The sequence below is a fragment of the Pontibacillus marinus BH030004 = DSM 16465 genome (genome assembly GCF_000425225.1).
Taxonomy (GTDB): domain Bacteria; phylum Bacillota; class Bacilli; order Bacillales; family BH030062; genus Pontibacillus; species Pontibacillus marinus.
In genome coordinates this window covers 1-13,662 of the sequence record NZ_AULJ01000078.1, presented here as the reverse complement: position 1 = coordinate 13,662, position 13,662 = coordinate 1, and the positions used below count along the sequence as shown (strand labels likewise).

At 39.5% G+C, this 13,662-nt stretch carries 12 protein-coding genes; all 12 read right to left on the bottom strand.

Features of this window, described 5'->3' with window-relative positions:
• Window positions 1–178: 178 nt before the first annotated feature.
• The 12 genes from cotE to rny all read right to left on the bottom strand — a co-directional run bounded on the left by cotE (window position 179) and on the right by rny (window position 13,052).
• Window positions 179–739, bottom strand: a complete 561-nt coding sequence (gene cotE / locus H514_RS0114665) for an outer spore coat protein CotE (protein ID WP_027447644.1) — start codon at window positions 737–739, stop codon at window positions 179–181.
• A gap of 489 nt (window positions 740–1,228) precedes the next feature.
• Complete coding sequence (locus tag H514_RS0114660) at window positions 1,229–1,660, bottom strand: YlbF/YmcA family competence regulator (RefSeq protein ID WP_027447643.1); 432 nt, start codon at window positions 1,658–1,660, stop codon at window positions 1,229–1,231.
• A gap of 1 nt (window position 1,661) precedes the next feature.
• Window positions 1,662–3,233, bottom strand: coding sequence for a tRNA (N6-isopentenyl adenosine(37)-C2)-methylthiotransferase MiaB (gene miaB / locus H514_RS0114655; protein ID WP_027447642.1), 1,572 nt, complete (start codon window positions 3,231–3,233; stop codon window positions 1,662–1,664).
• A gap of 184 nt (window positions 3,234–3,417) precedes the next feature.
• Window positions 3,418–4,593, bottom strand: coding sequence for a glycine C-acetyltransferase (locus H514_RS0114650; protein WP_027447641.1), 1,176 nt, complete (start codon window positions 4,591–4,593; stop codon window positions 3,418–3,420).
• A 12-nt stretch (window positions 4,594–4,605) separates the two neighbouring features.
• Window positions 4,606–5,067 carry a GNAT family N-acetyltransferase gene (locus H514_RS0114645; protein ID WP_027447640.1) on the bottom strand — a complete coding sequence of 154 codons (462 nt, stop codon included), beginning with the start codon at window positions 5,065–5,067 and terminating at the stop codon, window positions 4,606–4,608.
• Window positions 5,057–6,106, bottom strand: coding sequence for an L-threonine 3-dehydrogenase (tdh, locus tag H514_RS0114640; RefSeq protein ID WP_027447639.1), 1,050 nt, complete (start codon window positions 6,104–6,106; stop codon window positions 5,057–5,059). The genes H514_RS0114645 and tdh overlap by 11 nt, the downstream gene beginning before the upstream one ends.
• A gap of 181 nt (window positions 6,107–6,287) precedes the next feature.
• Window positions 6,288–7,154 carry a 2-oxoacid:ferredoxin oxidoreductase subunit beta gene (locus H514_RS0114635; protein ID WP_027447638.1) on the bottom strand — a complete coding sequence of 289 codons (867 nt, stop codon included), beginning with the start codon at window positions 7,152–7,154 and terminating at the stop codon, window positions 6,288–6,290.
• The gene (locus H514_RS0114630) at window positions 7,154–8,899 is read right to left on the bottom strand and encodes a 2-oxoacid:acceptor oxidoreductase subunit alpha (protein WP_027447637.1); all 1,746 of its coding nucleotides are present in this window, start codon (window positions 8,897–8,899) and stop codon (window positions 7,154–7,156) included. Before H514_RS0114630 ends, H514_RS0114635 begins: the two co-directional genes overlap by 1 nt.
• A 140-nt stretch (window positions 8,900–9,039) precedes the next feature.
• Entirely contained in the window at window positions 9,040–9,978 is a 939-nt protein-coding gene (locus tag H514_RS23150) for a dipeptidase (RefSeq protein ID WP_197063125.1), read from the bottom strand.
• 161 nt (window positions 9,979–10,139) lie between these two features.
• The gene (gene spoVS, locus H514_RS0114620) at window positions 10,140–10,400 is read right to left on the bottom strand and encodes a stage V sporulation protein SpoVS (protein ID WP_027447636.1); all 261 of its coding nucleotides are present in this window, start codon (window positions 10,398–10,400) and stop codon (window positions 10,140–10,142) included.
• 109 nt (window positions 10,401–10,509) lie between these two features.
• Window positions 10,510–11,307, bottom strand: coding sequence for a TIGR00282 family metallophosphoesterase (locus tag H514_RS0114615; RefSeq protein ID WP_027447635.1), 798 nt, complete (start codon window positions 11,305–11,307; stop codon window positions 10,510–10,512).
• Between the two features lie 182 nt (window positions 11,308–11,489).
• Entirely contained in the window at window positions 11,490–13,052 is a 1,563-nt protein-coding gene (gene rny, locus H514_RS0114610; RefSeq protein WP_027447634.1) for a ribonuclease Y, read from the bottom strand.
• Window positions 13,053–13,662 lie beyond the last annotated feature (610 nt).

Here is a 13,662-nt window from a genome sequence, read left to right as displayed (position 1 = left end):
ACAACAGGCTTGCCGTTTCACTGACCGCAACAAACTACTCAACAGCAACGGACTCCTCTCAATTTCAAGTCTTCAACAATCCTGCCATTTAATTGAATAACTCATTAATCAGGTTACAAACAAAACAATAATCTACAATAAAAAACGATCCGCCTTCTTAAGAAGGGGATCGTTTTTGTTACTCTTCTTCTTCTTTTGCTAAGAAATCAGGGTCGATGTCTGAGAAATCATCTTCCTCAACATCAAAATCCCATTCGTCATCCAAATTTAGAAGACCCTCGGGATCCTGTTTTACGTAAACTTTTGTCTCACCGACAACCTCGACGATAAATTCACGTTCTACATCCACCACAATCTTGTGGCCCTGATTCGAAATACGTGCCTCTAAACAATTTGGTTGCTGTACCACACGAGCGACTACTTCAAAATCATCACTTAAGCAGTTTGCATCTTTTGTGGAAAGGCGAACTTGATCTCTGTAATTCACCTTTTCCGTTACAACGTCAGTCTTCGTATTGTCATTATACGAAAACCAAGTGTTTACGTCATAACTTCCTGATACTTCCACATAGTCGCCCTTATTCTTTGCATTGTAAATGTGGTTGATAACCCAGCATCCCAAAATGCTCGTTGGGCGATGAGATGGTGATACGGTATTCGTATCTTGTGTAAACTTTCGACCCTTTCCGCATACCGCTTTTGTAATGATCTCACGATACTCCTGGTCAAATAAAGACATGAGAGCCCAACCTCCTCCTTCTTTGTTCATACTCATCCTATGCAAGACATTCGCCCGAAGTGCACAAAGTATAAAAATGATTCACATTTCTAACTCATATGAACAAAAGATTTTTGCTCCTAGTACATTCTATGCAAGCGCCTAGGAAAATGTACGAAAAGTTAAAGAAAGTTGGAAGAAATTTGACGAAAGCTTGTACAGCTTGTGAAGAGAATAAAGAAAACTTGCCGATTGGCAAGCCTTAAAGGCGCAGACAGAGGCTTAGCCTTAGCTTATACTTCATACTTTCAAAATTTTCTCTAAGTCGAATTGCCCCATTGCTAAAATTTTATACTTTCTTAACGTGGAACAAAAGCGCAAGCGCTCGTTTAGCAACGAAGGGACTGGGCACCACTCTCATTTAAGAGTTATACAAGAGCTAACAATTTTATAATTTCCCATAGAATAAAAAAAGAGCACTCATTTCTGAGTACTCTTTCCTTACCTATATTAGTGGCTACAACCTTCACCTTCACTAGAAGTAGCTGAACCTGTAGTACCTTGTAGTACGTCTCCACCTGTTTCACGGATGATTTCATTCGTTACTTCGTTTGCAATGGAATTTGATACCATTTGTAAGAAATCATTTACGTCTGTTTGCGTACTCTTGAATTCTTGTACAACTGGAATCGCATCTAATTCTTCTTGTAAGCGATCGATTTCTTTCTCAACTTTTTTAAGTGCTTCTGTTTTTTCGTAATACTGGAAGTTAACCGCATTTTTTTGTAGGGATTTGATGCGATTAATCAACTCCTGAACTTTTTTGTTTTCATTAAGTTTTGCTTCTACTTGTTTGAATCGATCAATTTCAGGTGTTTCTGCCATCATCTTCGCTAATTCTTCTGCTTGTGAGATAACTTCTTTACGTGTATATTTTGCCATATTATCGAACCTCCGCTGTCTCAACCATTTCCCCATCAAGAGACCATGTTTTTGCTTTTGTTATTTTCACAGGTACAATCTGCCCTATCATCGACTTTGGTGCACGGAAGTTTACGAGTTTGTTTCTATACGTATGTCCCGCTAATACATCTGGGTTGTTCTTACTTTCACCTTCGACAAGGACCTCAACGACTTCCCCTTCATATTTGCTCATAGCCTGTGCAGCCTGATGATTGACGACTGCATTAAGGCGTTGCAAACGTTCTTTTTTCACTTCTTGTGGTACATTATCTTGCATTTTAGCAGCTGGGGTACCCTCACGTGGGGAGTAAATAAATGTGTACGCCCCTTCAAATCCAACTTCTTCAACAAGTGTTAAAGTTTCTTGGAACTGTTCTTCTGTTTCATTCGGGAAGCCAACAATGATATCTGTTGTTAACGTTGCATTTGGCATTGCCTCACGAATTTTACGAACAAGATCTAAATAACGTTCACGCGTGTAACGACGGTTCATAATCTTTAAGACTTCTGAACTTCCTGATTGTACAGGTAAGTGAATATGATCCAGTAGGTTCCCACCTTTAGCTAACACTTCGATAAGACGGTCGTCAAAATCACGTGGGTGAGATGTTGTAAATCGAACACGTGGGATATCGATTTTATGGATCTCGTCCATTAAATCGCCAAGTCCATATTCCATATCTAGGTCTTTACCATATGCGTTTACGTTTTGACCAAGAAGCGTAATTTCCTTATATCCTTGAGCAGCCAAATGACGTACTTCCTGAATAATGTCTTCAGGTAAACGACTACGTTCTTTACCGCGCGTGAATGGTACAATGCAATACGTACAGAATTTGTCACAGCCGTACATAATGTTTACCCAAGCTTTGATATTTCCTTTACGTTGGCGTGGAAGGTTTTCGATAATATCTCCTTCCTTCGACCATACATCAACTACCATCTCTTTACCGAACAGTGCTTCTTTAAGTAACTGTGGTAAACGATGGATATTATGGGTACCAAAAATCAGATCAATAAATTGGTGTTTTTGAAGAATTCGGTTTACTACGGATTCTTCTTGTGACATACAACCACAAACACCAAGAATTAGATCTGGGTTTTCACGCTTCAGAGATTTTAAGTGACCGATTTCACCAAATACTTTATTTTCTGCATTTTCACGGATTGCACAAGTGTTTAACAGAATTATATCTGCTTCTTGTTGGTCATATGTGGTTTCATAACCCATGTCTGCAAGAATACCTGCCATAACTTCTGTATCATGCTCGTTCATCTGGCAACCATAAGTACGGATTAGAAACTTCTTTCCCTCTCCGATATTTTTCATATCTTCTGGGATTTCAAAGTCATAATGGACCTGAGTATCTTGTTTTCCGCGTTTTTTAGCATCCTTCATATTAGGTGCCTGGTATGTTGTTTGAAAGTATTTCGCAATCATTTCATCAGATGATGTACTTTTAATTCTTTCTAAATCTTGATCCTTCTCGGATTTTATGTCCGATGGATTTTTATTGATAATTTGTTGTTCAAGTCTTTGCTTTTCGTTCATTAATGGAGATCTCCTTTCACACGGTCTCTCTAACTGTAATATTATATCAGGCTTGAAAGCAAAAATAAAAGGACATTTCGTGACAAATTTAACAAAAGCGGGAGCCACTGTTTAGTTAGAGTTGGATGTCACATCTTGTCCATAACAAAAGCTGACCCCGCAAATGGAGGTCAGCTCTTGACTGTTATAATATCCCCAAAGTCTTTCCAGCACGTTCAAATGCGTCCAATGCTTCTTGGAGCTCTTCTTTTGAGTGCTCTGCTGTAACAATTGTACGAATACGTGCTTTCCCTTTTGGAACAGTTGGGAAGACAATACCTTGAGCAAACACACCTTCTTTAAAAAGTTCATCAGAAAACTTATGTGTTAGGGCATCGTCACCAATCATTACAGGTGTAATTGGTGTCTTACTGATACCTGTATCAAAACCAAGCTTTGTTAAACCATCTTTAAAGAATTTCGTGTTATCCCATAGCTTTTGGATTAACTCTGGCTCTTCCAGTAATACATCAACCGCTGCGTCACATGCTGCTGTAACCGCTGGTGGGTGTGATGTGCTGAATAGGAAAGGTCGGCCTTTGTGGATTAAGTACTCTTTTAATGTTTGAGATGTTGCTACATACCCACCTAGTACCCCTATAGCTTTACTTAGTGTACCAACCTGAATATGTACTCGGCCATCTAAACCAAAGTGATTAACTGTGCCTCGTCCATTTTCACCAAGCACACCACTAGCATGAGCATCATCAACCATAATAAGGGCATCATATTTCTCTGCTAATTCAACGATTTCTGGTAAGGGTGCAATGTTTCCGTCCATTGAGAAAACACCATCTGTAACAACTAAACGGGTACGGTACTCACTAGAAGCTTTAAGCGCTTCCTCTAGAGATTCCATATCAACGTGCTTGTAAATTTTACGTGCTGCTTTTGTTAGACGGATTCCATCAATAATTGAAGCGTGATTTAATTCATCAGAAATCACAACGTCTTGATCATTTAACATGGAAGAAAGAACACCTTGGTTCGTTGTAAATCCAGATTGGAAAACAAGTGCTGCTTCTGTGTGTTTAAATTTTGCAAGTTTACGCTCATACTCTTCGTGCATAGAAAGGGTACCCGCAATTGTACGAACAGATCCTGTCCCCACACCATACTCTTCAATTGCTTTTTCAGCCGCTTCCTTCATACGAGGATGATTGGTTAAACCAAGGTAGTTGTTTGAGGAAAGCTGAATAACGTCCTTCCCTTTAATCGTTACACGGGATCCTTGTGCTGATTCTAGTGGGATTAATTCACGAAATGTACCTTCGTCTTTCATTTGATTTAGTTCTTCTTGTAAATGTTCAAAACCTTTCATGTGAACGCCTCCTTAATCTGATACAATATACTGAAATTTAGGTAATGATCTTTGGTTGACCCCAGTAGCAGTGTCTCCGATTTTCGTTGCTCCCATCCATTCATAAAAAGGAGCAGCGTTCGGATCACTTTCCCATTCTATTTTTTCTATAAAATGGCTTTTGGCAACGCTAACCATATGATACCACATTCTTTTCCCAAGTCCTGCTCCTATGAATTCAGGGTCTAAAAAGAAATCCTCAAGCCACGCTTGATTTTGAGTTTGAATTAGAGAATAAAACCCCATAACAGAAGCTCCATCCTCTACCACATAAACATGATCTTTCGCGATGCGATCAGAAGGAACATGTAAAAGAAGCTCACATTCCTTCATAAACGCCTCACTATACCCCCAATGAGCTTTGGACTTTATCGCAATATTGGTTAAATGTGGTGATTCTTCTGAAATAGCTCGTCTAAAAATGCTATTCACCATTCGGGTGTAACACGACTTTACCGCATTTCCCTTCATTCATTAATTGGAACCCTTTTTCAAATTCCTCCATAGGAAGATGATGCGTTATGATTGGGGTTACATCTACTTGGTTTGATTGAAGTAAACGAGATACCTGCTGCCATGTTTCGAACATCTTACGTCCAGCAATTCCCTGTACTTCTATCCCTTTAAATACAATATCATTGGTTACATCAAGGGTAACAGGTTTTACAGGTAAACTTAAAATCGAAACACGTCCACCGTTCGTAATCATTTTGAAACCTTGATCCATTGCGATAGGGTGACCACTCATTTCACATACCACATCAACACCATGACCCTCTGTCAACTCTTTAGCCTTCGCTACAGGATCCACTTCCTTCGAGTTAATAATCGTTGTGGCCCCCATCTTTTCAGCTAATTCTAGGCGATAAGGATTCAAGTCAAATGCAAGAACTTGTGAAGCTCCTGCAGCTTTAGCAACACCTACTGCCATTAATCCAATTGGGCCACACCCGATAATGGCTACATTTTTCCCTGCTACATCACCGTTGAGAACTGTATGAACTGCATTTCCCATCGGTTCTTGTATGGACGCAATGTCAGTAGGCATAGTATCTGGATTTTTCCACATATTTTCTTCTGGAAGAGCTACATACTCAGCAAAGCAGCCATTCGTATCTACTCCAATAATTTGCGTATTCTCACAGATGTGGAACTTGCCTGTTAAACATTGAGGGCATTGATGACATACAATGTGTGTCTCCGCACTTACATAGTCTCCAACCTTTACTTTCGATACTTTACTCCCTACTTCAACAACTTCACCAGAGAATTCGTGCCCAAATACATAAGGCGGATTCACTCGACTGGCAGACCATTCATCCCAATTATAGATGTGGAGGTCTGTCCCACAAATTGAAGTCGCTTTTACTTTTATTAAAACATCTAAGTCTCCTATTTTAGGAATATCTACTTCCTGAAGTTGAGCACCCTTAGCACGTTCATGCTTTACTAGCGCTTTCATTTTTCCATCCATGGTGAACACCTCTTACCGTAATATTATTAATCTAACACTATTATAATCATATTTTATGAGAATGCGCCAGTATTTATTATGAATATGTCTACCCCAAACGGACATATGCACACACGAGAAAGCGCTTGCAATTTTAAACTAAAAAACCGCCCTTCATAAGAGCGGTTTTGTACATTGTTTGTTACATAAATTCCGAAATAAGTTTTTCAAAATGATCATCATTCATGTTTAAGTCTGACGTGACTAATGAATCTTCTTTATATCCATGTATAAGCTGCTGATAGGATTTTTGTTCTTTATTTTGATAAATTAATCCTGACACTAGCCCATCATAATTCATCAGTGTGCGCATAGCTTCTTCTCTACTACTCGGATCATAACCATCTATATCTTTCAGTTTCACTAGATTTTCTTTAAACCATTCATACGTATTTATTTTGTTGTAGGTCACACAAGGACTAAACACATTGATAAAAGAAAACCCATCATGTTGAATGCCCTGTTCAATAATAGACGTGAGATCTTTCAAGTCACTGGAAAAACTCTGTGCTACAAAAGTCGCTCCAGAAGACAGTGCCATTTCAATGACATTAACAGATGACTCGATTGAACCTTCTGGTGTACTTTTCGTTACAAAGCCCATTTCACTTCGAGGTGAGGTCTGTCCTTTTGTTAGACCATAGATTTGATTATCCATGACAATATACGTGATATTCATATTTCTACGAATGGCATGTATGGTGTGACCCATGCCAATTGCAAATCCATCTCCATCTCCACCTGATGCGATAACTGTTAAATCCTTGTTAGCCATTTTAACGCCTTGAGCTAAAGGTAAAGCTCGACCGTGGATACCGTGAAATCCATAAGAGTGAATATACCCAGATATTCTGCCTGAACATCCAATACCTGATATTAAAGCGACACCTTCAGGCTCTAAGCCAATATTAGCAGCTGCCTTTTGGATAGAGGCCTGTACGGAAAAATCACCACAACCTGGACACCAGTTTGGCTTTACTTTGTTCCGAAAATCTTTAAATGTTGCCATTAGATCAACCCCTTGCATTCTTTATACATCTCGCCAGGTTTAAACGGTGTACCATCATACTTCAGAACACTAGCCATTTTGTGAGCATGGCCTACATTCATCCTGAGAATACTCGCTAATTGTCCTGTAGCGTTATGTTCAATAACAAGTACTTTATTTGCTGATGAAATAAGTGGCAACATTTCATCTGTTGGAAACGGATGGATTAATCGTATTTGTGCGTGGTTGACTTTATAGCCATCCTTTTCTAAAAGTTGTTTGGTTTCTTCGATTGTCCCCCGTGTGGAATTAAACCCAACAAGTAAAACATCTGCTAGTTCGTGTGGGGTATCTTTATAAACAGGCAAGTTGAACGTTTTAGGTAAGTGTTTGAGTTTTCTCATTCGTTTATCCATTTGAGCTTGTCGATTTTGTGAAAGCTCTGAAGGTTTTCCAACTTCATTATGCTCAACACCTGTCACATGGAATATCCCATTTTTTGTTCCAGGGAGAACACGAGGTGAAACACCATCTTCTGTTGTTTCGTATCTTTTAAATGTCTCCCCTTTTTCTAGTACAGGGAGTGCCTTACTCTCTTTTATCTTTCCACGACGAATGGAAATGGAACGTTGGTTTAATGGTTCGACGGTCTGTTTTCCAAGTGACAATTGAAGGTCAGATAAAAGGATGACAGGACATTGATACTCATCAGCGATATTTAAAGCTTCAACGGCATCATGGAAAGCCTCCTGTACTGTACTTGGAGCCATCACGACTTTTGGAATTTCACCATGTGTACCATAGATCATAGCCATCAGGTCCGATTGCTCCTGTTTTGTAGGAAGGCCTGTACTTGGACCACCACGTTGTGTATCCACAATGACAAGAGGTGTTTCAGTCATACCAGCTAACCCAATGGACTCCATCATAAGCGATAAACCAGGGCCTGCAGATGCTGTAATCGTTCGAACTCCTGCATAATTTGCCCCTATAGCCATTGTTGCAGCAGCCATCTCATCTTCAGTCTGAATCACTGTTCCACCGAATTCAGGCAGTTTTTTGATCATATATTCCATGATCTCCGATGCTGGAGTAATGGGATAGGCAGACATAAAACGGCAACCGCCAGCTAAAAACCCAAGTGCAATGGCGTCGTTCCCGATCATGTACATTCTTTTCTTTCCATCTGCTTCTTCTAACTGCATTGTAGACATACTGTCATCTGCTTGGTCTTGTACATATTGGGCCCCTTGACGTATAGCTTCCATGTTATTTTCTACGACACTTTCGCCCTTACGTCCAAAGATACTTTCTACAACCTCTCGAAACGATTCTGGATTTAATTCTAATATGGCACTAGAGGCACCGACAGCAACCATGTTTTTCATAAGTGCATTGCCAAGGTCTTTTGCGATTTTAGTAAAAGGCACAACATACAATGTTACACTGCTTCCTTCAGGTATAGTGGGTTGGAATTTTTCATCAGCAATGACAATTCCATTCTGATTGAGTTCATAAAAATTCACATCAATGGTTTCTTGGTCAAAAGCAACCAAAACATCTAGTTCATCTGAAACTGAACGAACCTGAGAAGTGGAAACTCGAATTTTGTTATTCGTATGTCCTCCTTTAATCCGTGATGAAAAGTGCCGATAGCCATACAAGTAATACCCCATTCGGTTAAGAGCAATGGAAAAAATCTCTCCAGTACTTTCGATCCCTTCCCCTTGCTGTCCACCAACTTTCCATGAAAGCTGCTTTTTCATATTTTTACACCCTTTCGCATATCTCCTTATACGTGCACACTAAGATGTCCTATGTATCTTGATGGAATCTAGTAATCTTCTTCTCTCTTAATTATACGCACGACAAGTGAAGAAATATGCGTGTGTTTTCCTAAGGGTTGTTAAAGCACTTCCTGATGTTTGAATGGAAACGTTCTAATAAAGTTTTCATGAGTGATTTTATTGATCATGTTTTGGGGATAATGATTGCTCAGCATATTAATAAAAGCATCATAATCATCGTAATCAACTAGACCGTCAACAATCATATTGGTCCCATCAAAATCGGATCCAAATCCTAAAGAGTCTTCCCCACCCATATTCAGTATATATTGAATATGTTGAAGAACTTGAGAAGGTGTAGCCACTTTTGATTCATCTAAAAATCCAGAGACGAATGTGACCCCAATAAAGGCTTTTCTCTTAATTAGAGCAGTTATCTGCTTATCATCAAGGTTACGTGGGTGTGAACACAGCGCATATACATTCGAGTGGGACGCCATCGGATATTTTGCAAGGTCCATCACATCCCAAAAACCCTGATAAGATAAGTGAGAAACGTCTGTCCATATATGGTTTTCATTAAGAAGCTGCACAACCTCTTTACCAAATGTAGAAAGACCTGCACCACGTTCTTCTCCCACGCCATCACTCACAGCATTTGCTTGATTCCAAGTTAAGCCTACAGCTCGGACACCTAAGCGTATTAGAGTTTTAAGCTTCACCAAGTCTTCCCCAATTGGATGACATCCCTCTAGTGTCAGAATTGCTCCCTTTTCATCAGGCTTTAAATTTAAAAGATCTTGCTGTGATTGAACCCAAATAATATCAGGATTCGGCTTTATAATTCTTTCGAAAAATAAATCAATCATTTCTAAAGCAACCTGATATTGATGGTCTGGGTGAACATACTCCGGAACATATATAGCAAAGCATTGAACTTTCACATGATTCTTTTGCCACTTTTCGTAATTCACACCTAGTTCAGGACTAGACTGAAAAGAGAGCTCTGGTGTTTCCCATAATTTATATAGGGCATCACAATGTGCATCAATAATCATTATTGTTCCTCCTATTATAAGTGTTTAGTAAAAAGACTCGGCTACTCCTGAGCCGAGTCTTAAGATATGTAAATAAAAATGAAGTAGTGGAAATGCTAATCTTTGAACCTACGAAAAGAAAACCTGTTTGCCATCTAGCAAACAGGTAACCTATATTTTTCTTATCGTGGTTCTACAATTAGTTTGATAGCTGTACGCTCTTCATTATCAATCAATATGTCTGTAAAAGCTGGAATACAAATAAGATCAACACCACTTGGGGCAACAAATCCTCTAGCGATTGCTACCGCTTTCACGGCCTGGTTTAATGCACCAGCACCGATGGCTTGGATTTCCGCTGAGCCGCGTTCTCTTAGTACGTTAGCGAGTGCTCCTGCTACAGAATTCGGGTTGGATTTAGCTGAAACTTTTAATATTTCCACTACTAGTTCCTCCTTCATATCCTAATATAATCTTCCACTTTTACTATATTCATGGAGTTGAAAGTTATTCCCCCTTATTATGAATGAATTTTTTGAATAATTCAAATAATTAGGTAAAGAATGGATGATCGTCATTAATTAAAATGCGTTTCACCTTTGTCGCTTTACCAGAGGAAGAGTCAACATCTACCAAAAATCCACTTAGTTGTGTTCTACCCGTTTTTGGTATCTCAAAACGTACAGGTAAACTTGTAAGGAATTTTTTGATAACCGCCTCTTTATCCGTACCCAAAATTTCGTCGTAAGGTCCTGTCATACCTACATCTGTAATATAAGCTGTACCATCTGGAAGAATTCGATCGTCAGCCGTTTGAACATGTGTATGTGTACCGACAATTGCACTTACGCGTCCATTTAAATACCATGCCATCGCCTGTTTTTCAGAGGTTGCTTCAGCATGAAAGTCAACGAAAATTAAATTCGTACGTTTTTTTGCCTCTTTAATCAATTCATCCGCTTTTGTGAATGGATCATCTAATGGTGGCATAAATGTTCTCCCCTGAAGATTAATGATGGCTAATTCTACACCATTGTCTTTAATGAAAGTAAGACCTTTTCCTGGTGTACCTTCCGGGAAGTTTGCTGGACGAACCATTTTATCTGCCTTATCAATAAAATCAAAAATCTCTTTCTTGTCCCACGCATGGTTTCCTAGCGTTACAGCCTGAGCACCTTGTTCAATAAAACCTCTATATATTTTTTCATTAATCCCTTTTCCAGAGGCGGCATTTTCACCATTAATAATTGTGAAGTTTGGATGGTACGTTTGTTTTAATTTAGGTAAATAATCTTGAACCATCTGTCTTCCTGGAGATCCTACAACGTCGCCTACAAATAATATTTTCATATATCGTATTTCCTCTCTTTATGTAAAATTCTTTTATAGTGTCACACAGAGGTGTGTGGATGTCAAAACCCATGTCCTTGTAGTATTGGACCTATCTAGGTGCATTATACCTTGTCATGAGGCTAAGTGTGCTTAACAAACCTTAGACAAATCAAAAGCGACCCCAAAAGGGATCGCTTTCTTTATTTCGCATATTCTACTGCTCTTGTTTCGCGTACAACGGTTACTTTGATGTGACCTGGGTAATCAAGTTCGTTCTCGATCCGGTTTCGAACGTCTCGAGCTAACTGTACAGATTTCAAGTCATCAATATCTTCTGGCTTAACCATAATGCGCACTTCACGTCCAGCTTGAATAGCAAAGGATTTCTCTACTCCATCGTAGGATTCTGAGATTTCCTCTAACTTTTCAAGGCGCTTAATGTAGTTTTCAAGTGTTTCACTACGTGCACCAGGGCGTGCTGCAGAAAGAGCGTCCGCTGCTGCTACTAGTACAGATATAATAGATGTCGGTTCCTCATCTCCGTGGTGAGATGCAATAGCATTGATGACTGTGTCATTCTCTTTATATTTCGTAGCTAATTCGACACCAATTTCAACGTGACTTCCTTCTACTTCATGGTCAATGGCTTTACCAATGTCATGTAGTAATCCAGCGCGTCGAGCAAGTGTTTCGTCTTCCCCTAGTTCAGCAGCTAACAAGCCTGTTAGGTATGCTACTTCCGTGGAGTGTTTCAACACATTTTGACCATAACTTGTACGATATTTTAGACGTCCTAAGATCTTCACAAGATCAGGATGTAGACCGTGAACACCAACTTCAAATGTTGTTTGTTCACCAACCTCACGAATATATTCATCTACTTCACGACGAGATTTCTCTACCATTTCTTCAATACGTGCAGGGTGGATACGTCCATCCTGTACTAATTTCTCTAAAGCAATGCGAGCAGTTTCTCGTCGAATTGGGTCAAACCCAGATAAAATAACTGCTTCTGGTGTATCATCAATAATAAGGTCAATCCCCGTTAATGTTTCTAACGTACGGATATTACGTCCCTCACGTCCGATAATACGACCTTTCATCTCGTCATTTGGTAAATTGACTACGGAAACTGTTGTTTCTGCAACGTGATCGGCAGCACAACGTTGTAAGGCAAGAGATAGAATGTTTTTCGCTTTCTTATCTGCTTCCTCTTTCGCACGATTTTCCGCTTCTTTCACCATAAGCGCTGATTCATGGGAAACTTCTTGTTCTACACGCTCTAAAATAATCTGTTTAGCTTGGTCTGTTGTGTAACCGGAAATGCGTTCAAGCTCGGATTGTTGCTGCTCTCTCATCTCTTCCACTTTGCTTTCCGTTACTTCAATTTGTTGTTGTTTTTCTGTTAGTGACTCTTCTTTCTTCTCTAACATGAGCTCGCGCTTATCCAGCGTTTCACTTTTACGATCCAGATTCTCTTCTTTTTGCATTAAACGGCTTTCTTGCTTCTGAAGTTCATTGCGACGCTCTTTAACTTCCTGTTCAGCTTCCTGACGAAACTTATGGTTCTCTTCTTTTGCTTCTAAAAGAGCTTCCTTCTTCGCTGCATCAGCGTTACGATGCCCTTCGTCAACAATTTGCTTCGCCAATTCTTCTGCACTGGAAATCTTCGCTTCGGCAATGGATTTCCGAACCAAATAACCAACAAACAAACCGACTATAAGGGTAAGCAAAATGGAGATGATTAGTGTCATTGTACCCATACGTTCACCTCCTCTTGCTATTTACTTGTACCATACATGTTTGTCGGCATGTACTAAGATGTTCATTGTTCCATTTTCATTTTCGTGTGTTTAATCATCATTACATTTGTATAAGGTAAAGAAAAATGAAAATTATACATATTAATTTTAAGCTTGACTACCCGTATTGTCAAGGAATGGTCATAGAAAACGGAAGGAGCCTGTCTGAATTCGTCTAAATATTTCGCTTTTTCTCGTTTTTATTATAGATGAATTTGTTCGTTACTCCAGATAAGCCCCCTATTGTTGAAGACTTAGTTTCGAGATAATAATGAGAGGAGTCCGTTGCTGTTGAGTAATTTGTTGCGGTCAGTGAAACGGCAAGCCTGTTGTGGAAGAAAAGCCGAGCCTCCTCGTGCCTGCGGGGTCTCGTCTTCCCTTTGTTACCACGACAGTTTCCCGTTTCCTTCCCTCCACGCGATTATGGAGACTAACGGACCCTTATTTTGACTTTCCCACCACATATTGATTGGAAAACATATTCACAGAAGTTGCTTAGACCCTTGTCATGATAGGATTATACTACCTTGGAATTAGAACACCTCATCCTAGAACTACGGCGGTTCCGTTA